Here is a 19,966-nt window from a genome sequence, read left to right as displayed (position 1 = left end):
AACTAATGACATATCTTATATCAGTTTTTTGAGTTTACACAAAACTTGAAACGGTCTCGGAGGATATTCTCTTATCCCCGAAAGATCTGTTTAACATAGCAAAAAAATTTCAAATTACACCAGCGGAAGCCTTGGAACAATATTGTGAAACTTATATTGGATGTAACTCCCGTTTCCCGATAGTCCGCCTGAGACCACAAGGAAGTGTCAAACGCTGCCCTTTATTAAAGGATCAGAAATGTTTGGTTCATGATGTAAAACCGACTGTCTGTGCCATGTTTCCGATTGGTCGGTATCTTACCCTTTCTGCGGATGATAGTTTTCCGAAAAATCCAGAAGAACTGTCTGTTGGATATATCTTTAATAATCCTGAGTGCGGAGACGGAATCGAAACACATACCGTCCGAGAATGGTTTCGTAGTTTTAACATTCCACTAAAAGATGACTATTTCTTTACATGGACAAGAACACAGGCAACACTCTGCAAACATCTACAATTTCTGGAAGAACACATATCAGAAAAGACCATGATTTCAATATGGAATGCTACTTTGATAACTCTGTATCTGAACTATGATATTACAGAAGATTTTCAAACGCAATTTCAGCAAAATTCAGATGCAATCCTATCCTTAATTGAAACACTAGGAACTGTTGACATTCCTAAGAAATCATAAACAACTATAAATACTTTGAGCCGACCAGTTTTGGACGGCTCTTTTTCATATCACTTTACATTCTGGCAGCTCTTTTGTTTCCTGTTCTTATCACACGCAATCCATTCATCCAAAGTAAGCGGCTGATAATTTGAATACATACAAAAACAGTTAATCATATTACATGGAATATGCTGTGTTTCCCCCTGTGTATTCAGAAATGTTGTTTCAGATGTGATTCCTTGAAATCTTTCCAGCAATCTCTGATCCTGCGTATCGTGTACATGTCCATACAACATATAGGTTTTTGGGTTTCCTTCTGCATTCAATTTATACTGTCCGTTATAACACATAATAGGATAATGACAAAGTATCACTTTTCTCTTATTATCGCTAAGTTCCTCATACATTTTAATCCACTCAAAGCGTGAACTGTCGAAGTTTGGATCCTTGACATAGTGGTCATGGTTTCCCTGTATCAGATATAGACGTCCGTTCAATTTCTGAAGCAACTGGTTTGTTTCTTCAGATTTCCCCCATGATAAATCCCCTAAGATAACAACTTCATCCCTATTACGCACTTTACTATTCCACTGTTTCAGCATATAATCATTCATTGCATTTACATTTGCAAATCCACGTTTATCCATTTTTGTATTCAAATTTTCATGAAAGAAATGTAAATCTGCAATATAATATCTCATTTTATATCATTCCCTCAATCTTGTTTAAATTATCAATATTTACAATTGCCCAGAACACTCTTTTTAAATCTTTCCCTTTCAAAGTTGATGCCGGGATTACCGAATCTTTACCAAATTCCTGAATAAACTGATTTCTGAGTTCACGAATTTTTTGTCCTTTTTCTGGTCCCGATAAATGCTCCATACCTAATTTTTTTTCAATCTCTAATGCCTGTTTTACTTTATCCCAACCCATGCCTGAAATCATCAGTTCATACATCAAGCGAACCAGTGATGCTCCGCAGGCAACCGTTTTGGGATCATACTGCACTTTCCTGTTTAAATATAACGAATGAAAATCATTAATAAACTTTTTCAATTCTGCATCTTCACCGCTATCGGCTTGTTGATAACGCAAAAGCTGTTTCTCAACATCTTCTACGATATATTTAGGTTCATAATCTCTTCTCTCCAGCGTGCTCCCCAGTGTAATCTTCCTTGTATTCCATTCTTGTTCTGCCCGTTTTAAATACTTTTCTTTCACAACAGAGCATTGCATCTCGGATATACAGTTTCTGGACAACATCATAATATCATAGAACTGCTTCACCTGTTCATCCAGCCTTTCATTTTGTACGCCAATCGTATTACAACCTAATGTGGTGAGCTTATCCGCAAATAAATAATTCAATGGAAGGATCTGATAGTTCCATGAACTGTTTACTGCAAATATGTTTTCTCCCGTTCTTCTTTCATATTCCCATTTTTCTGGCTGGAGAATAAATTCTATTTTTAATTCCTGATAGGGAATACTCTCTCTATCCATATTACGTTCTGCATTGGATAGTACAGAAGGAACTTTCATGTAATATGTATGTAATGGAAGATTTGTTTTCGGATTCTTAGGGCTATGTTTATGAAAGTAAAACAATTCGTCTTCTGTCCCCAAATATTCTTCGATTTTCCTCAATGTTTCCTTTATTTCCTCTTCTGTTCCAAAAAATAACATATCAATGTCTACACTTGTTCTTTGAGCATCCCTTGGCAGATAAAACTGCGTGGCTGCACCACCTTTCAATATTATTTTATCTCCTAGTATTTTCTGAATATGCAAGAATAATTCAAGATCCCATAAAAACAGTTCCATTCTTGCCATATTTTTAAACCCAAATTCTTCCATTCTCTTCTGAAAGGTTTCTCTCTGAAATGCTTCCTCTTTATGAAATAACTTTTTGTAATCCAAATTTTATTCTTCCCTTCTAAGTATTTTTCCAAACTCTATTGCCGAATCTGTAATAAACCGATTTTCAACGATAAAGCGAATATCATATTGTATATTCCTTCTTGATGCTACTGTTATCAGCTTCTTTTTATCTATATTTCCCAATCTGCTGAGATTCTGATAAATTCTTACCAATTCTTGCAATGATAGTGGATATCCATTTCTCGTTATTGCAAAATAAAGATCTACAAAAGCCTTCTCTATACTTGCCAGACCTTCACTACTGTACTGAAAATCCTCCGTTGTGTATAAAATCACCTGCATATTATGGCTACCTGAAAGCATAGCATCTTCATACATTTTTTTCGTGTATTGTGGTTCTATCACCTCAAATCCTTCTGCTAATAAATTGTTATATATTTCCTCTTTTGCTGCTTTTTCAATAAATGCAATGACAGGATATTGTTCTGGTATGTGTAACATATATTTTGCCAAAATATCCAAACCGGATATATAATAATAAAATCCCAGCTCATCCATGTAATTTTTCAATTTTTGGGCTGTTTCACATAAAATAATTCCCTGTCTGCCTTTCAAATCATTGAAGGAAAATACACCGTTTCGCACTCTCTTAATGTAACCCGCCTCTACTAATTTAGAAAGATTCCAATATAAAGTAGACTTTTTTAACTCCGGGAAAAGGGGAATTACTTCATCTGTATAAAAGGTAGTTTGATTCCCAAGATTTTGTTTGATTATCTCGTATTTTTTTTCTAATGCTGTTTTGCTATTCATACTACACCTACTTTCTTTTCGTAGTATATCACATAGCACCTATAAATTCAATAAAACAAACGCAAAGTTTATATTTGCGTTTGTTTTATTGTTTTTATTCATAATTCAATCTATTTGCAAATATATTTGTAATTTCAATAAAAAATACGCAAATACTATATTTGCGTATTTTTATTGAAACTCACTAGAACTGCAACAGCAGCTCATATAGCATCCTATAACGTTTTCCAATCTATCCTATTCTTTATAATGGAATGATCCTTGGAACTTGTACACCTACTGTAATTCCCATTTCTATCTTTCTCCTATAATCCTGAAAACTATGGATACGAAACCCAGGCATTCCCCAAGCACAAGAAATTTTGCGAACATAGTACTCGTTTGATTTTGTAAATATTTTCCCTTGCTTCCTGTGCAATAACTTTATAATCCGTAACGACTGAGTTGAAATCTTAGGAAACGTTCCATTAACTCTTTTATACAAATCTCCGCCTTTACTTTCTTCTAAATAAATAGCCTTTCCATATATGCAGGACCATTCTATATACGGAATGTCTATACTTCTTATCCCTGTTTCCATTGCAATTCGCAAAAATAAGGCAGTTTCAAAATCCTTTTTATATAGAAATTCGTCTGCTATCATTTTATAATGATCAACAAAATAAATTGCTCCTATCTTTCTTTCCAGTTCCAACAGCGAAACATCATCCAACCATTCCAATTTTTCTCTGTATTTTTCAATAAATATCATTCCATGTTCAGTTTCTAAAGATTGCCTCAAATCACGGATAGCCTCTGTCCAATATTTTCTTTGTTCAGGTAACAAGAAGCATACCATTTTCTGTAAAAACTTTCCTTCGCTATCTGGATGCCACTGTATTAAACGCTTTAGTTCTTCATAGGCTTGATTTACTTTATATTCCATTGTACTATTTCTCATCTTCAGATTCTCCTTCGTATTGCTCTAAAATCTTTGAAGCCCTCTCCACAAACATCCTGTCTGCCCCTGAAATCTCATATTCTTTCCAAAGTGTCTTATGTATCTGTTCCTCTGTTAAATCCCTACACTTTTCCTGCAGCATACGGACAAATGGATATATCATAGTCGCATGAATATTTTTCCCGGACCGTACCATATCTCCTTCCATTTGATATGCTTCCTGTAAGCATTCCAGTATAATGCGAACATCCGTAACACTTTCTCTCATTGTGCTTCCCCTCATCAGGCTTATCCTCCTATTTACATACGTACTCTCAGTCCATCTAATCTCGACACGTTCAGTCCAACCAGATACCAGTCATCTCCCATTTCAATTCGGACCGGAATCCAAATATCTTTCACCTTTACATCGAAACATTCCCCGCAATGTAGTCCTCCATAAAAAGATTCCAAATCAAAACGTATATCATACCTCCCTGTTTCAGTATCATAAAACAATGTTCCTTCTCTGTGTTCACTCATAACATCTGCCTCCTTAAATTTTTCTTTTACTTAGTAATTACCTCATCTCTATACAGATTGAAGAAATTCCGGAAAAATTTCATAAAAGTTTTTCCGATACCGATAATAGGTAGAAGAAGTTAACCCCAACTCCCGCTGCAGTTGTGTCGGTGTTACCTTCTTTTGTACCACCCTCATAAATTCCTGGTTAAACTTTTCCTGTTCTATAGCCCGTGGTCTTCCTACTTCATCCCATTCACCCCGAAGCCTTTTTGCCTCCATACCTTCCTTTTGTCGCTTCTCCTTTTTCTCCATCTCTGCCTGTGCCATGGATGCATAGAGTTCAATCATCATATTATTGATTGTTTCTATCATCATCTTTGCCAGATTATTTTCCATCTGAGACAGGTCAAACAACGTGGTAGGAAGTTCCAATACCATTATCCGAACCCCTTTTTCTTCTAAAAAACGTAGCTGCTTTAAAATCTCCTGCTTGTTCCTGCCAAGTCTGTCCAGCTCTGTAATAATCAGGGTATCCCCTACCCGTAAAACATCTTCCACAAGAACGGTATAACGTGGTCTGTCAAAATTTTTACCGGTTATCTTATCTGTAAAAATACTTTCCAGTTTAATTTTCTGATTTTCACAGAACCTCTTTATTTCTATAATACCTCGGTCCAAGTGTTGTTCCTTAGTACTGATTCTGTGATACCCATAATATGCCATACGTATCCCCCTTTATACATTCCCAAAAAGTCTTAAAATATTTTGGCATATCTCAAAACTTTCTTATATACTTTTTGGAAATAAAAAAATAGCCTATTACATCTCCCATCAAAAAGCATACTTTTTGGTAGGTGACTTTCACTACTTCTGTACGCAAGATGGCATAAAAAAGCAACAAAAAAAGACAGAGGTTTTAAAAAATTTCCTCTGTCTTCAGATCAACTATTCTGGAAAGATGTCCATCTTTTTTCCTTCAAACTTATATCCTACACCTCTCACTGTTTTAATATAGCGGCACTGCTTTAGCTCCGGTTCAATTTTCTTTCTCATACTGGATACCAGACAGTACACAATATTATCAATGCTTTCCGGCAATTCCTCGTTATAAAGAATCTCAAAAATTTTTTCTTTGGTAAATATCACACCTGGTCTCCCTGACAAAAGCATAAACAATTCATACTCTGCTTTCGTTAAGACGATCTCCGTCTGTCCTCTATAAATCTTATGATAATCCGGATAAATCCTAAAATCGGAATTTTCTTCATCCTCTCCCCGGATGTTTTTTATATTTTCCACTACATATTCTTTGTATCCCAATACAGTTGAAATAGTTACTTTCCCCAAGCTACACTTCCCTTCTGTTTTCTCTTATTTAGAAATCTCATCACACAGATTCCTTTTAAAAATGATTCTCTATTCTCCATTCATCGATAAGCTGTACAACCTGCGTTAAATTGGTATACCAGATATAATGTCCTCCATTTACAATATATAACTGGTGATTACCAGATTCTAAATCCAATTGATTTCTATGAGCAGTCTCCCATGCCGGAACATTTTGTACATTCTCTGAAGAAATCATGGTTAATACAGGAAGTGCCGATGGGAATTTTTTATTCTTTATAGAGAGTAATGATTGATCCATCCCGTTCACTTCATTTCTAATCGTATCGTTGCTGCTTAAAGAATATGCCTGAATGTATTCCTCCCTATCACTCTCCGTATAAGTGTACCCGGAAACCTGTGGTAATGCTGCCCCATATTTATCTGGATCTGTTTTCAGTGCCATCTGGAATTCTTCCAAAGAAGAAAAAGAATTCTTGATTTTCTGAAATTCATCAATTCCCTGCAGCATATATTTCTTTTCCATTTCCATAGCCTCTGCCAGTTCTTCATCATATACCGTATTATCAACAGCAATGAAACCTTTTACTTTTTCGGGATAATTCTGTACAAAGTTGAGTCCATATACTCCAGAAATCGAATGTACCAGCAATACACACTGCTTAATTCCCATGGTGTCCAGTGCAGCATTCAATTCACTATTGATATTATCTACAGTTCGATCCATTGCTGCAACATCACTAAGCCCATATCCAAACGGCTCTACAATCACTATGTTAAAACTCTCATCTAAAGATTGTGCCAGAGGTTTGAAGTAGATATGCGGTGATGGAACTCCCAGAGCCGGCATCATCACCAATGTGGTTTTTCCTTCATCTGCAAATGTTTCTCCACTTGCATCCAATTTTCCATACAAAGCAAGATGCATATTATTCCCTTTCACTGTGATATATTTACTCGCATATCCAACTTGTGTTGCTCCCATAGCATATACCATATTAGAATTTCCTACCAGAAATGTAAACAGCATCGCAATCGTCACAATTCTTGAGATTCGCTTTTTGTATCTTCCCATACGTTTCCTCCTAATAAATTATTTCAAATATTTTTTCAGTTCTTCTACCTTATCTAATCTTTCCCATGGAAGGTTGAGATCGTTTCTTCCAAAATGTCCATAGGCTGCCGTCTGTTTATAGATCGGACGGCGGAGATCCAACATCTGAATGATTCCTGCTGGTCGCAGATCGAATTCTCTTCTTATCATCTCTACCAGACTCTCATCTGAAATTTTCCCACTTCCAAAGGTGTCTACCATAATAGAGGTCGGATGAGCCACCCCAATTGCGTAAGACAACTGAATTTCACATTTATTTGCCAGACCTGCAGCCACAATATTCTTCGCAACATAACGAGCAGCATAAGATGCAGAACGATCTACTTTCGTACAGTCTTTTCCAGAAAAAGCTCCGCCGCCATGCCGTGCCATACCACCATAGGTATCTACAATAATCTTGCGTCCTGTTACACCACTATCGCCGTGAGGACCGCCTATGACAAAACGCCCTGTTGGATTGATGAAAAATTTTGTATTCTCATCTACCAGTTCTGTTGGAATAATCGGTTCCAATACATATTTTTTTATATCAGCGTGGATCTGCTCCTGTGTCACATCTGGATCATGCTGTGTTGACAGAACCACTGCATCCAGCCGGTGCGGAATACCTGCTTCATCATATTCTACAGTAACCTGACTCTTACCGTCCGGTCTTAAATAATTCAACAAACCATCTTTACGGACCTGAGTAAGCTGCCGAGTCAATTTGTGTGCCAGTGAAATTGGATATGGCATAAATTCATTCGTTTCGTCACATGCGTAACCAAACATCATACCCTGATCCCCAGCACCAATTGCATCAAGCTCTTCTTCTGACATTTTGTGTTCTTTTGCTTCCAATGCCTTATTCACGCCCAAAGCAATATCTGCTGACTGCTCATCAATTGCCGTTAAAACAGCACAGGTATGTGCATCAAATCCATAATCTCCATTGTCATAACCAATTTCTTTGATTGTTTCTCTTACCACCTGCTGCATATCTATATACGCATTGGTCGTGATTTCTCCCATCACTAATACCATACCCGTTGTAATTGCAGTCTCACAGGCCACTCTGCTCATCGGATCCTTCTCCATAAGAGCATCCAATATGGCGTCTGATATGGCATCACACATTTTGTCCGGATGCCCTTCTGTTACTGATTCTGAGGTAAATAATCTTTTCTCCATAGTAAATTCTCCTTTGTATCAATATTTCATATTTGTCAATAACATAAAATATCTTTACTATGATTACTATATTTTTTGTCTACATTGTACTTTTTTCTGTCCGGTTGGTTTTGCCTTCAAATCAAATAACTTTTCTATTCTTCTACGAAATAACATATCCGTCTGATTAATTCTGGAATATTAACAGGACTGGTTATATAATCGCTTACACCTTCATGGCGATATTGATATTCTAAAGATAAATCTTTATTATCAGTGAATATAAAAAACGGCAACTCTCTGAATATTGGCTCCTTCGTGTTTTGATATATTCCAGCAAGCTTTTTCATAGAATGAAAAAAATCCATAGCAATTCCATCTTGTAAAAACAAATCACACAGAATCAATTCAATATCTTGATATTCTAATAGTTTATCCTCTGCTTCCCATATAGTTTCTACCATAATCATATATATCCCTTTTTTAAGAAGCTCTGTTTGTATAATAGACGTGATTTCCGAATTCTTTTTTACAAGAAGTATCTTATGAAAAGTAGCTCCCTCTCCATTGGATTCTTTATAAGCATATTCCAATAATGTTTCCTTCACTAAATCGAATTGTAATTTATTCATACATATCTTAGCTCCCTTTTCCAATGCTTCTTTCTCATAATATTTTTTGTCATAGCATGTAAAGAAAAGGAATGGAATTTTGTATGTTTTCTCCCTCAAGTATTCTAGCAGCTCCATTCCACTCCCATCTGACAATTTCAAATCCGAGCCTATAATGAGTATTTGTTCCTTTTCTATAAGCTCTTTTCCTTGTGATACTGTAAATGCAACTAATACATGATATCCTTTTCGCTGTAGAAAGTTTTTTATATGCCAAATGTAATTACTATCGTCCTCTATTAACAATATCTTTTTCATTTCTTATCTCCATTAAAAAATAATAGCAATGAGAAGTTACCTCTATTTTATTTGTATCTAAGGCACCATACCAATTTCATCATAAACCACTTTAAGCAAGTACGGTATATCTAATGTATATTTTGATTTTTTCTTTGCCTATTTTAATCTTATATATTTTTAGCATACATCATTCTCCCCATAAAAAAAGCAGTGTCATCCACTGCCTTTTCTCCATCACTTAATCTGTTATTTCCACAAATGAGTATCTTTCTTCTTTCTTTTGCACAATTGCAGAACCCGTTTGTTCTTGTATCGTTTTTAACAATTCTTCTACATATTTTTGAGCTTCATGCACTTCAATATTCATGGCGTATGCAATTTCTCTAATTGAAAAACTCAACTCTGAATCGCTCATCAACAGTTGTAAAATCTCCCATTGCATATCAGTAATTACAATTTCTGCACCATCATAAATCATCCTTTTCTTGTCAAATTCAATATCCCATTTTCCGAAATGAATTCTTTCTTCTTCTAATATATTTTGCATATCTAATCGCATAACTACAAAAGACACTTCCGGCCAACATTTCTTTAATAATTCCTCTGCTTTTTTTCTTTCCTCACAATTCTTAAAGTATAATAATTCTCCCATCCTCTATCTCCTCATATCATTTATCATTATACTTTAAGTTTACATCCGAATTATTGCAGAAATCTTATTAAATTATTCCTTTAGCCTTTTTTCTACGATACTATCTTCATTGTATTTGTGTAACTGACCGCCCAATAAACGCTTTCCTATAATAATCCAAGTATCTCTATTGTACTGATCCATATCCCTATACAATTCCATAATTTCTCTTTTATTATCCTGCTCTCTCTGCTGTTCCTCTTCATTTTTTCTCAATATATAATCAACTGGGACCTTAAAGAATTTGGATAATGCAAGCAACATATCACCAGAAATATTCTCGTCTACATTTTCATACTTACTAATTGTCTGCTGACTGACTCCTATTTCTTCCCCTAATCTCGTCTGAGTCAGGCCTAATTTTTTTCTTAATTCAGATATTCGATTCACAAGCGTACACCTCCCGATACACTCATTTTACACTTAAATACACCTGTGTTTTACTTCTTTTAAGAGTATTACTACTATGTATCGCGGTATATCGTAGTATTACTATCATCATTTCCTTACATCTATACCGAAAAAAAGTCAATCTATACAAACAATATTACAATTTCTTTTCTTTTAAATATACTAGTGCTTATAGGGGAGGAGAAATGCTTATGAAAAAACTATTATTGATTGGCAACCCGTCCGTCTTGGGGAAAAATCTGGAGAATATCTTAAAGCAAAATTATGATACCGATTTTATTTCCACCGTACCAAAACAAATCGGCAGCATACCATTTAACTCTTATAATGCTTTGCTCTTGGATTTCACACTTTTACATAACTACAGTCTTACCATAAGTAAAACTGCAAAACAATGCTATCCAAACATCATTGTTCTGTTTTTATGCCCTACCAATATTCCAGAACAAATTATTTTGGATTTGTATGAATCCGGTGCTGATGACCATTTATATATTTCTCTTTCATCACCAGCACTTTTGCTGAAAAAATTGGATATCTTATTTACCAACTATCATCTAGCCACAAAGTATGAAGACAGCCACATAACTTTAAATTTTGACTCCTTGACCGCAGTGATTGAAGGTACTGCTACTTCTTTTACTCCATTGGAATTTAAACTACTCAAACTGCTTTCTTTAAATCCAAACACCGTTTTAACCAGACAATATCTTTTATATTCTCTATGGGATCGAAATGGAAATTACGTAGAAGAAACTTCTCTGAATAGTATGATCTGCCGTATACGGCATAGAATTGATACCGAAAATCATCATTATATTAAGACAATATATGGAATTGGATATATGTGGACTTTTCCATCTTAAAATAAATTGGGGATGTGAAAAAACTCGATTGAGTTTTTTCGCATCCCTCTTTTTGCTTTTGTTGTGTATAAATTGCTAGAATCCTACGCTGAAAAGGCACACTCCCCCTACCCCATAGAGATTCTCTTTTTGAATCTATGCGGCAGTTCTATTTCTCATCTTTTTGTTCTGATATTTGTATAGATTATGTCCTATTGCCACAAGTAAAACTTCTAGTTTAACCGAATTAATACCTCTTCGGACAATTCTCTTGTACCAACGGTCATTTTTCATGATTCCGAAAGTGCCTTCTGCTTGTATCGAACGGTTCATTCGTAACAGCGCACCATGAATACTTTCTAAGTTTTCGATTACTTCCTGATGCATTGCAGTGAGTTCCTGATTGATCCGAACAGTTCGATTTTTAGCTGTTTTCTTACATTTCTCTGCATATGGACATCCACTGCAATCTTCACATTCATACAGTTCTTCCTTGCGTCCGTATTGATTTCCCCTCACACTTCTTCTGTATAAAAGATGAAATGCTTTATCGTTAGGACATCTCATGACACCTTGTTCATCAATTCTAAAATTAACTGCACGAAAGGGATCTTCATGATACTTTCGTTCCTTGGTTTCCTTTTTAAACATTGGAAACTTCATATACTTTTCCATTCCGTTCTGTTCGCAAAAAATATAGTTGTTATATGATCCGTAGCCAGCATCTGCCACAGGATACTTGGGATAGAAGCCATACGTTTGTTTGAAGTGCTTCATCAAAGGAATGAAACAGTCCATATCGGAACGATAATGGTTCACGTCAACAACTGCGATATATTCATCTGCTACACCAATCTGTACATTGTATGCCGGCAGAAGCTGATCATTGCCCATGTAATCCGTTTTGATGCGCATAAAGGTAGCTGATTTATCTGTTTTAGAATAGCTGTTACGATCAGGACCGCAAATGTCAATTCTTTCTATATATTCCTGAAGTTTCTGACAGAAACCAGTCAAATGTTCATAATGACGCTGCTCTTTGGATTTTCTCTTTCCGCTTCCGTAAACAAAGGTACTGATATCTAGATCCCATAAAAGCTTTAGCTGATCAATGATTTCATTCAGATAATCTGGTACATACTCAGAATTCGTTGAAATCTGTACTCCACTCCATGCGATTTCTTTGTTGATTTCCTCAATCTCCCCAGTGATTTTTTCATAAAGCTTGTAACGGAACTTTTCGGTAGCCTTCTTCCAAACCCAGGTATATTTGTTGGCGTTTGCTTCAAACTTGGAACCATCGATGTAGATATGTTGCAAATCCACATGCTCCTCGTTGAAGATCGCTTGATTGATATCGTTAAAAATGTTTTCAATCTTATCCTGAAGGACTTCGTTGATGAAATATCCAAAGGTTCGGTATGATGGAGTCTGGTGATCCATGAGATACATGAATCTGATATTGACTTTGCAGTTATCTTCCAGTTCTCTCAGGGAGCAGTAGCTGCTGATCATAAATCCGAAAAGTACTGTTTTTAACATGTTGACCGGATTATATCTGAGCCGTCCAGTTGTGTACTCCGGAATATCTGTCAGATACTTATTTAAATCGATTCCTCCCATCAATCTGTCAAATGTTAAAACAGGATCCAGCATATCCAAACAATCTGAAAGAAACAGTGGTAAATATCCTTGTTTTGGATTATTATAATTTATAGTTGAAATTTTCATCGCAAGTTAATTTTAACATAAAAGAGGACCTTTCGTTCATTTTGAACGAAAGGTCCTCTTTTTCCGTAGAGACTGTTATTTCACAGCCCCTGTTAACATTTCGACATTACTGTACACAAGTAAGCAAACAATCCATTGTCATAATGCAGTCATGCATGCATCTATATCTCGTATTTCCACAGTCTACAGTATACACATTAATTTCCTCCACAGTCAGTTCTGCTGGATTCGTTCTTTTTTCTTCCATTCATAACACCTCTCGTACTTTTATACATATAATACTTGTTCCTAATCATTTTCGTCACATATCTTGCTTATTTTATTATTTTTCCTAGTTGGATACCACTTTCTTATTTTTCATCTTTTCTTCTAAAATTAAGGAGACTATTGACTATGCACGGAATAGTCTCCTTATCTTCACTATTAACTATGTTATGCCATATTTTATCTTGCCGTAGTATTTAAGGTGATTTCTATTCTCACCTACAACATTAATACTCTTCTGAAATCCATGGTGAATTAATTGGACAATCATTCATACAATGAACCTTAATATCACCACAATCCTTGATATATACATTTACTTCTTCAGTTGTAAGTTCTTTTGTTTTACGTTCTTCCATGGTTATACCTCCCTAACAAATTTAATTTTACTCCAAACTCTGCGACTGTAAAAATTTTTAATGATCTTCAGTCATCCACGGCGTTGAAAACGGACAATCAGTAACACATTTTAACTGTACTTTTCCGCATCCATAGTCTATGTCACCGTAAACATTAACTTCTTCTTCAGACAAGTTATTTACATTGTTTTCTGTCATAAATAAGCCTCCTCTCTAGGCAAAACATAATTAATAACTACATTGAACGCAAATTTCTTTGCTATCCTTTGTTTGTCTATCGTATCGCACTTATATATTTATTTCCATATTTCTTGTATAAATCGCACTTTTTATTTACTAATTGGACATTGCCTTTCAATATCCCTTATTCTTCTACTACCACCTGTTCAATTAATGTTTTTTAGATTATGTATCCTGAATATTAAAATTCCAATAAATATCCGAGGTGGCTTTAATTTCAACAGAAAAACAGACTGAATTATCACAACGCTCAGACATTTCAAAAATTTCTTTGAGAAATGGCGAAAAAAAGCGGGGTAGCACACGCCGCCCCGCCGATCCTATCTCATTCCATCGTCCTGATTTGCTCAACAAGAGATTGCTTTTTCAAATTTCCAATTGTGTAAGAAATCAAGATAAACTGCACCACCAATAGAATAGCCAAATATATCAATACGATTAGCCACGGAAATGAATAATAAAAGTATGGATTCATCGTTTTCACAACTACCTGTACGGACAGAAAACCCAGTCCAATTCCCAAAACCAATGTTACAAGCGTAGCAAAAACTGAATAAATCACCCCCTCATAACACAGCATTTTGATAAGTTGCTTTTTACTCAAACCAATCGCTTGTAACATTCCAATTTCCTGTCTCCGGGACAGGAAATTGGTGATTGTCGTATTGACAAGGTTGATTAAAGAAAAGCACACAACAATAACAGCCACTATCAACAACACCCCAAAAGAAAGTTGTTGAAGTCCACTATAATAAGTGATACTTTCTTTTATGGTTTCCATAACCAAATCGCTATTTCTGTCTATCAGTTGATTTAATGCAGCTTCAACCATATCGAATTTTTCCGTGTCCGTAATTACGGAAATAGTACCTGTACAATCTATCCCGGTCGCTTCATTCATAAGCTGCTCTGGAAGCGTAAAGCATTTTGAAAAGCCGGAATACGAATATTCTTTCACAATGCCCATGACTGTATAGGTTTTTGTACGAATTTGGCCAGATTCGGTTTTATAGTTCACTTCGACGGTATCACCCAATGCAGCCTCAATATCATAGAGATCGGCACGCTCTTGAAGCAAGACAATTCCATTGCCTGCCACCAGTTCATCATAATCAATCGTGCCTGCAATTCGTTCTTTCTCCAAATTCTGCTGCTCATCCCGACAAAAGCCCTGAATCCAATTTCCAGAATTACCATTTACACGATATTCTGCGTCCGTGTAATACCAGCGTTTGATTCCCGTAACGCCGTCAATAGATTCTACTGCATTTACAAAATCGGCATTTAGAAAATTCTTTTGCTGTAATCCAGACAAAGAAATATCGGCGGTGTCCCACGATTGATTTGCGTTGAGCTGGATGTTAAATTCACCGACAGGGAAAGCCCTGCCTCGTGCTTCTGCAACGCCATCATAGGAAGCTAACATTGTCGAAATCAATACAACCAATACTCCGCCGAGTGAGAGAGAAAATATTGTTAAAGTAGACTTTGCCTTTTGTCTGGACAGATTCATTTTAGCAAGTGAAGCAGGCGTTATTTTACGGTGCAGCACGGAACTTTCTTTCATTTTCCCCTGATAATTGGAATATCGCAATGCTTCCAGCGGAGATACTGCCGCAGCTTTTTTTACAGGAGTATGAATAGCAATCATCACAATAATAAATGCAAAAAGACCAACCCCCACCGTCACACATAAAGTAGTCAGCCAGTACCAACCGGCAGGAACCAGAAAGTACCCAATCACATTTCCAATAACCAGACCAATCGGGATAGCAATGGCAGCAAGTAATTTTCCCTCGCGGTAAACCATCTTTTTAATCTGTCGTTTTGTTGTTCCGATTGTGCGAAGCTGTCCATAGTTACGGATACTGCTTGCTACTGAAATATAAAAAATCGAATAGATCACAATGCCGGAACCAATGAAAGTTATAAAACCAATCAAGAAATAGAACAGCATATCACTTCCACTATTTTCGTCCTTTAAGTTGAAATAAGTAGAACGGACAATCACATTATCATCGGAAATTTTTAATTGCTGTGCCAGAGTGTTTGCATAGTTGGCGGCTTCTTCCTCGCTCATATTTTGAGCACCATTCAGCCCAATGTAATAATCAATCATGCCCTCGTCGCCATACTGTTGTCTTATTAATTCTTTCGATATAATAGCTGTATAGCGCCCAATATCGCCAGTTTTCACATCTAAGATTCCCGTCAATTTGAAATCATGGGTAGTGCCGTCAGAAAAGGGGATTTGAATTGTCTGTCCCAATTCATTTGAATAGCCCAAACTATCCAAAAAGGATTCCTGTACTACAATTTCATCCTCCGAAGCTGGTAAATCTCCCGAATAGGGCATACTTTGGGATGTTAGCATATCCGCATTTGCATAAGTAAAATTCACGGTTGAATGGTTTACCTGTTCAGAAAATGCGTTAAAAAATTCCCCAACCCACGCAATTTCTTCTTGCTTGTATAGTTCCTGTCCCTGTTGTTCAGAAATCGCATGATACATAATCTGTGCTGTTTTTTGGTTGCGGTTCTGCGTTTCCTGCATAACCCCAAAACCATAGAGAACAATAGCAGATAGCAATGCGCTTGCAAGTGCAATCGTCAAAACAATAAAGATATTTCTTTTTCGATTCGCCGATATACTTCGATTTGATATGCGCTTTACTATGGTGCTGCTATCATTCTTAAAAGGCCCTGTCATAACCTGTCACCTCCTTATTGCACAATCCTGCCGTCCTCAATGTGGATAATCCGATCTGCAAGGCGGGCAATGTCGTTGTTGTGGGTAATCATGACTACGGTCTGGTGGAACTCCGAACTTGTACGCTTGATTAACTCTAGCACCTCAGCACTGGTCTTGCTGTCAAGGTTGCCAGTCGGCTCATCGGCCAGCACAATAGCCGGTTTGCTAATCAGAGCACGTGCAATCGCCACACGCTGTTGCTGTCCGCCGGAAAGATTGTTCGGCATATTTTTCAGTTTATCTTCCAGCCCCAGCAGATGAACGATTTCGTCCAAAAACTTCTGATCCACCGTGTCCCCGTCCAGTTCCACTGGCAGGACAATATTCTCATACACATTCAGGATGGGAACGAGGTTATAGTTCTGGAAGATAAAGCCGATATTGCGGCGGCGGAAGATGGTAAGCTGTTCATCGTTCATTTTCGACAGCTCTTTGTCCCGAACAATCACGGTTCCGCTGGTTGGAGTGTCCAGCCCCCCCATCATGTGAAGCAGGGTGGACTTACCAGATCCAGAAGTTCCTACCACCGCTACAAACTCTCCCTCTTCTACTGAAAAATCGACCCCATCCAATGCACGGGTAACATTTGGTTCTTGACCGTAATATTTTTTTAATTTAATTGTCTCTAAAATCTTCATTCCATTTATATCCTTTCCTTCAAATAATATGTATTTTCATAATTTGTCTTTTAATTAAAGCCTTCTAATTTTTCAATCAGAAGGCTTTAGTTTCACTAATTTCCCATATAATAATCAAGATTCAATACTTAACCAAGCACTTCCGTCTATACAATCCTGTAGGCAAAATTCTTGTATCTTACCACATTCAGCAGTGTAAACATTAACTTCCTCTTCCTTTAGTTCATATCTTTCTTCCATAATGTTCACCTCCCACACATTGTTATATTTTCTTTCAGAATATTATTTTTAATAATTGTTTTCCATATTTTATGTTTATTTTGCACTTTTTTTACCTATGTGGATTTTACTCTTTTTTTTCTTGATTTATAATCTCTTTTACTTGTTCTAAATATTGTTTATAATGTTCCAATTGTTTTCTTTTATCTTCTTTGGCGTTGTAATAGAATAATACATATTTCAACATTGATTTTATAAAAATACAACGATAATCATATGGTTCATCAGAAGCTAAACACCTACCACCACATATATATCTATAGTCGCATTCTCTACAGATTTCCTTATAAGTTACACAAAATGTCTTCTTTATCTCTTCTGTATTCATCATTTCTTCCAACCTGACCAAAATCTTCTGAGGAGTATCTTTGATAATATTTCCCATTTTGAATTGGCATTTTTCCATACACTGGCACATATAAATATCCCCTTCAGGGTAAATTGCCATAACTTTTCCATATCCTCCACAAGAATCTCTTACCTGAATTCTCTGGTGGAAACCTCTAGCAATCTTTTTGTTCTCATACCCCTTCCCAAGCATATAATTTAATATTTTCAGATTCATATCGATACGTTCCGTATCTGTCAGTATTTCAGAATTATCCTTTGCCCGTCCTACCGGGGAAACAATATTGAAAAGAACATCTGTATCATATTTCGCAGCAATGTCAATCAATTTATACATATCAGCTTCATTCGTTTTTTCGTAAATGAAACTAAGCACTACCTTAATCCCTGCCTGCTGGCACATCTCTATGTGTTCAACTAACTGTTTCTCCTTTTCAGGTGTTCCGAACATGTGCATTGTACTAAAATCTATTTCATCTATATACCCTTTCAACTGTTCTGTTAATTCCAGAGTAAGGGCAAGACCATTACTCTGCAACGTGATTGGACAAGACAATCCATTTCTTAATGCTTTTGCAATTTCCACAATCTGAACTTTAATCAATGGTTCTCCACCTGTAATAATCATTTTATGTGGTTTGTTTTCCTGAAAGAATGGAATCACCTTATTCTGTATATCCTCCAGCTTAAATTCATTTTCTGGATGCAATTTGTCGTTTGCACTGATTGCACAAAATTCACAATTCATATTACATTTTCTAGTTACCATCAAATATACAGTATTGATTTTCTCATGATTATTTTCTATTTTTTTTATAAATTCAGTTTGCTGCTTCCATACAGGATATAGCTTTTCCTGGAACTCTGGTTTATCCAAATTATCTGCAAATCTTTTACTTACCCCCAGGCAGACTTTTCCTATCGGATCAATTAAAGCCACTTTTTCTCCTTCTGTAATCTTAATAAAATCATTCATTTTATTTTCCATGGCGAATATATCTCCTTTCATATTCTTCTTTCATATTATTTAGTTGCTTTTCGGATAAGTTTTCTTTTATCAAATTATACATCCATTTTGTCACTTTGCAGTTGACCTCTATTGGTCTATATACATCCTTATTAACTTCATAATTAGAAGTCTGGCATCCTCTTGTTTTACAATGATTTATGTATTCACATCCTTCACACATCGAATCGACCTTATCATTCAAATAAACAATTTCTCTAATTCTTGGTACATCTAATCCTGCCTTTACTGTACCAATTTTAAATTCTGGTAACTCGCTACAAGTATAAATCCCCCCATCGGTCGTTACATAACAAGTTGCCAACCCTGCTTTACAAGCATAAAACATACACGGAAATAAGTACGATTTTACATGCTGTTCCCATAAATTCCAAAAAAGCATTTGTCTAGTTTGAATAATATAATTCTTATATAAATAAAATACCTGTTCCAATTGTTCTTTCAAACCATGCAAGTCATTTTCATTCCACATGCAATAATGGTCAATTCCTGATTCTAGTTTTCTTATACCTAAGTCAAGCAAGAATTGGAAACTCTCTGCATAATATTGATAGTTATTACTTGTTACGACACTGGCTATAGAAATCTGATTTCCTGTAGCCTGTTCATATTTTCTCAATAATGGAAGGTTCTTCATAATTTTTTCAAAACTTCCATTTCCTGCATAATCTCTCCTATTCAAATTCTGGACATACTCAGGACCATCTAAACTCACTTTCACCTCAAATGTATTTTCCACAAAAAAGTCAATTATCTCATCTGTAACCAACGTTCCATTTATCGTAGTACTGAACTTGCATATTAAGTTTGTTTCCTGGCATTTTTTCTTCGTATAACCTACCGCATCTTTCATCAGATTAAATGCCATAAGAGGTTCCCCTCCAATAAAATAAACCATAAGGGTCCGATCATACTGCTTATTTGCTTCATGGACCGCAATATCGATTGCCTTTTGAGCCGTTTCTAAACTCATGTATGTATTTTTCTTTTCGCCCAGATAGCAGTAAGTACAATTCAAATTGCACTTATTTATTATCTCTAATGACAGTGTATACATTTT

At 36.0% G+C, this 19,966-nt stretch carries 23 protein-coding genes; 2 read left to right on the top strand and 21 right to left on the bottom strand.

The genetic code is table 11. The features are described from left to right. Positions 1–242: 242 nt before the first annotated feature. Positions 243–677 (top strand): hypothetical protein, encoded by a 435-nt coding sequence (locus DWX61_RS17725; protein WP_286188090.1) that lies wholly within the window; start codon positions 243–245, stop codon positions 675–677. 50 nt (positions 678–727) lie between these two features. Here DWX61_RS17725 and DWX61_RS17720 read toward each other — a convergent pair whose 3' ends face one another. The 13 genes from DWX61_RS17720 to DWX61_RS17660 all read right to left on the bottom strand — a co-directional run bounded on the left by DWX61_RS17720 (position 728) and on the right by DWX61_RS17660 (position 10,402). Further along, positions 728–1,360 carry a metallophosphoesterase gene (locus DWX61_RS17720; RefSeq protein ID WP_015526826.1) on the bottom strand — a complete coding sequence of 211 codons (633 nt, stop codon included), beginning with the start codon at positions 1,358–1,360 and terminating at the stop codon, positions 728–730. Position 1,361: 1 nt separating this feature from the next. Next, on the bottom strand, positions 1,362–2,582 hold the full coding sequence (locus DWX61_RS17715; RefSeq protein ID WP_025579064.1) for a nucleotidyl transferase AbiEii/AbiGii toxin family protein: 1,221 nt from the start codon (positions 2,580–2,582) through the stop codon (positions 1,362–1,364). 3 nt (positions 2,583–2,585) lie between these two features. Further along, entirely contained in the window at positions 2,586–3,356 is a 771-nt protein-coding gene (locus DWX61_RS17710; protein WP_025579065.1) for a DUF6577 family protein, read from the bottom strand. A 244-nt stretch (positions 3,357–3,600) separates the two neighbouring features. After that, positions 3,601–4,296, bottom strand: coding sequence for a hypothetical protein (locus tag DWX61_RS17705; RefSeq protein WP_025579067.1), 696 nt, complete (start codon positions 4,294–4,296; stop codon positions 3,601–3,603). After that, on the bottom strand, positions 4,286–4,579 hold the full coding sequence (locus DWX61_RS17700) for a hypothetical protein (RefSeq protein ID WP_117942296.1): 294 nt from the start codon (positions 4,577–4,579) through the stop codon (positions 4,286–4,288). The genes DWX61_RS17705 and DWX61_RS17700 overlap by 11 nt, the downstream gene beginning before the upstream one ends. Before the next feature lie 17 nt (positions 4,580–4,596). Continuing rightward, positions 4,597–4,818, bottom strand: a complete 222-nt coding sequence (locus DWX61_RS17695) for a DUF5348 domain-containing protein (RefSeq protein ID WP_025579070.1) — start codon at positions 4,816–4,818, stop codon at positions 4,597–4,599. 48 nt (positions 4,819–4,866) lie between these two features. Next, entirely contained in the window at positions 4,867–5,523 is a 657-nt protein-coding gene (locus tag DWX61_RS17690; RefSeq protein ID WP_118626615.1) for a recombinase family protein, read from the bottom strand. 222 nt (positions 5,524–5,745) lie between these two features. Next, positions 5,746–6,147 carry a winged helix-turn-helix domain-containing protein gene (locus tag DWX61_RS17685; RefSeq protein ID WP_025579072.1) on the bottom strand — a complete coding sequence of 134 codons (402 nt, stop codon included), beginning with the start codon at positions 6,145–6,147 and terminating at the stop codon, positions 5,746–5,748. Positions 6,148–6,202: 55 nt separating this feature from the next. Beyond that, positions 6,203–7,222: an alpha/beta fold hydrolase gene (locus DWX61_RS17680; RefSeq protein ID WP_117942295.1), complete on the bottom strand. Its 1,020-nt coding sequence runs from the start codon at positions 7,220–7,222 to the stop codon at positions 6,203–6,205. Positions 7,223–7,240: 18 nt separating this feature from the next. After that, complete coding sequence (gene metK, locus DWX61_RS17675; protein WP_117942294.1) at positions 7,241–8,431, bottom strand: methionine adenosyltransferase; 1,191 nt, start codon at positions 8,429–8,431, stop codon at positions 7,241–7,243. A 134-nt stretch (positions 8,432–8,565) separates the two neighbouring features. Then, a complete protein-coding gene (locus tag DWX61_RS17670; protein WP_118064336.1) occupies positions 8,566–9,339 on the bottom strand; it encodes a response regulator in 774 nt (257 codons plus the stop codon). 220 nt (positions 9,340–9,559) lie between these two features. Beyond that, entirely contained in the window at positions 9,560–9,973 is a 414-nt protein-coding gene (locus DWX61_RS17665; RefSeq protein ID WP_117942292.1) for a hypothetical protein, read from the bottom strand. A 72-nt stretch (positions 9,974–10,045) separates the two neighbouring features. Continuing rightward, positions 10,046–10,402, bottom strand: a complete 357-nt coding sequence (locus DWX61_RS17660; RefSeq protein WP_118064334.1) for a helix-turn-helix domain-containing protein — start codon at positions 10,400–10,402, stop codon at positions 10,046–10,048. Positions 10,403–10,614: 212 nt separating this feature from the next. On the opposite strand from DWX61_RS17660, the gene DWX61_RS17655 reads away from it, so the two are divergent. Continuing rightward, positions 10,615–11,289, top strand: coding sequence for a winged helix-turn-helix transcriptional regulator (locus tag DWX61_RS17655; RefSeq protein WP_161209528.1), 675 nt, complete (start codon positions 10,615–10,617; stop codon positions 11,287–11,289). Between the two features lie 135 nt (positions 11,290–11,424). Here the strand turns inward: DWX61_RS17655 and DWX61_RS17650 are convergent, their stop codons facing one another. From DWX61_RS17650 to DWX61_RS17630, 8 genes are all read right to left on the bottom strand, one after another. Continuing rightward, positions 11,425–12,999: an IS1182 family transposase gene (locus tag DWX61_RS17650; RefSeq protein ID WP_117942289.1), complete on the bottom strand. Its 1,575-nt coding sequence runs from the start codon at positions 12,997–12,999 to the stop codon at positions 11,425–11,427. A 491-nt stretch (positions 13,000–13,490) separates the two neighbouring features. Further along, positions 13,491–13,622 (bottom strand): hypothetical protein, encoded by a 132-nt coding sequence (locus DWX61_RS19440; protein ID WP_255647044.1) that lies wholly within the window; start codon positions 13,620–13,622, stop codon positions 13,491–13,493. 57 nt (positions 13,623–13,679) lie between these two features. Beyond that, positions 13,680–13,820 (bottom strand): hypothetical protein, encoded by a 141-nt coding sequence (locus DWX61_RS19060; protein ID WP_171026670.1) that lies wholly within the window; start codon positions 13,818–13,820, stop codon positions 13,680–13,682. 367 nt (positions 13,821–14,187) lie between these two features. Continuing rightward, on the bottom strand, positions 14,188–16,572 hold the full coding sequence (locus DWX61_RS17645) for an ABC transporter permease (RefSeq protein ID WP_117942288.1): 2,385 nt from the start codon (positions 16,570–16,572) through the stop codon (positions 14,188–14,190). A gap of 14 nt (positions 16,573–16,586) precedes the next feature. Next, positions 16,587–17,252, bottom strand: coding sequence for an ABC transporter ATP-binding protein (locus DWX61_RS17640; protein WP_117942287.1), 666 nt, complete (start codon positions 17,250–17,252; stop codon positions 16,587–16,589). Between the two features lie 114 nt (positions 17,253–17,366). Continuing rightward, positions 17,367–17,492 (bottom strand): hypothetical protein, encoded by a 126-nt coding sequence (locus tag DWX61_RS19435; protein WP_255647045.1) that lies wholly within the window; start codon positions 17,490–17,492, stop codon positions 17,367–17,369. A gap of 106 nt (positions 17,493–17,598) precedes the next feature. Beyond that, positions 17,599–18,867, bottom strand: coding sequence for a radical SAM/SPASM domain-containing protein (locus DWX61_RS17635; protein WP_227164643.1), 1,269 nt, complete (start codon positions 18,865–18,867; stop codon positions 17,599–17,601). Continuing rightward, positions 18,857–19,963: a radical SAM protein gene (locus DWX61_RS17630; protein ID WP_117942285.1), complete on the bottom strand. Its 1,107-nt coding sequence runs from the start codon at positions 19,961–19,963 to the stop codon at positions 18,857–18,859. Before DWX61_RS17630 ends, DWX61_RS17635 begins: the two co-directional genes overlap by 11 nt. Between the last annotated feature and the right edge of the window lie 3 nt (positions 19,964–19,966).

This window comes from Ruminococcus sp. AF20-12LB (assembly GCF_003478985.1).
Lineage (GTDB): Bacteria > Bacillota > Clostridia > Lachnospirales > Lachnospiraceae > Blautia_A.
Note: the sequence above shows the minus strand (reverse complement) of the source record. Positions and strands in the feature narration are given on the sequence as shown.

What these genes read in the sequence shown, in the direction of transcription:
- DWX61_RS17720 (WP_015526826.1), bottom strand. Translation starts at nt 1,360, where the DNA reads ATGAGATATTATATTGCAGATTTACATTTCTTTCATGAAAATTTGAAT.
- DWX61_RS17710 (WP_025579065.1), bottom strand. Translation starts at nt 3,356, where the DNA reads ATGAATAGCAAAACAGCATTAGAAAAAAAATACGAGATAATCAAACAA.
- DWX61_RS17705 (WP_025579067.1), bottom strand. Translation starts at nt 4,296, where the DNA reads ATGAGAAATAGTACAATGGAATATAAAGTAAATCAAGCCTATGAAGAA.
- DWX61_RS17700 (WP_117942296.1), bottom strand. Translation starts at nt 4,579, where the DNA reads ATGAGGGGAAGCACAATGAGAGAAAGTGTTACGGATGTTCGCATTATA.
- DWX61_RS17695 (WP_025579070.1), bottom strand. Translation starts at nt 4,818, where the DNA reads ATGAGTGAACACAGAGAAGGAACATTGTTTTATGATACTGAAACAGGG.
- DWX61_RS17690 (WP_118626615.1), bottom strand. Translation starts at nt 5,523, where the DNA reads ATGGCATATTATGGGTATCACAGAATCAGTACTAAGGAACAACACTTG.
- DWX61_RS17680 (WP_117942295.1), bottom strand. Translation starts at nt 7,222, where the DNA reads ATGGGAAGATACAAAAAGCGAATCTCAAGAATTGTGACGATTGCGATG.
- metK (WP_117942294.1), bottom strand. Translation starts at nt 8,431, where the DNA reads ATGGAGAAAAGATTATTTACCTCAGAATCAGTAACAGAAGGGCATCCG.
- DWX61_RS17670 (WP_118064336.1), bottom strand. Translation starts at nt 9,339, where the DNA reads ATGAAAAAGATATTGTTAATAGAGGACGATAGTAATTACATTTGGCAT.
- DWX61_RS17665 (WP_117942292.1), bottom strand. Translation starts at nt 9,973, where the DNA reads ATGGGAGAATTATTATACTTTAAGAATTGTGAGGAAAGAAAAAAAGCA.
- DWX61_RS17655 (WP_161209528.1), top strand. Translation starts at nt 10,615, where the DNA reads ATGAAAAAACTATTATTGATTGGCAACCCGTCCGTCTTGGGGAAAAAT.
- DWX61_RS17650 (WP_117942289.1), bottom strand. Translation starts at nt 12,999, where the DNA reads ATGAAAATTTCAACTATAAATTATAATAATCCAAAACAAGGATATTTA.
- DWX61_RS19440 (WP_255647044.1), bottom strand. Translation starts at nt 13,622, where the DNA reads ATGGAAGAACGTAAAACAAAAGAACTTACAACTGAAGAAGTAAATGTA.
- DWX61_RS19060 (WP_171026670.1), bottom strand. Translation starts at nt 13,820, where the DNA reads ATGACAGAAAACAATGTAAATAACTTGTCTGAAGAAGAAGTTAATGTT.
- DWX61_RS17645 (WP_117942288.1), bottom strand. Translation starts at nt 16,572, where the DNA reads ATGACAGGGCCTTTTAAGAATGATAGCAGCACCATAGTAAAGCGCATA.
- DWX61_RS17640 (WP_117942287.1), bottom strand. Translation starts at nt 17,252, where the DNA reads ATGAAGATTTTAGAGACAATTAAATTAAAAAAATATTACGGTCAAGAA.
- DWX61_RS19435 (WP_255647045.1), bottom strand. Translation starts at nt 17,492, where the DNA reads ATGGAAGAAAGATATGAACTAAAGGAAGAGGAAGTTAATGTTTACACT.
- DWX61_RS17635 (WP_227164643.1), bottom strand. Translation starts at nt 18,867, where the DNA reads ATGGAAAATAAAATGAATGATTTTATTAAGATTACAGAAGGAGAAAAA.
- DWX61_RS17630 (WP_117942285.1), bottom strand. Translation starts at nt 19,963, where the DNA reads ATGTATACACTGTCATTAGAGATAATAAATAAGTGCAATTTGAATTGT.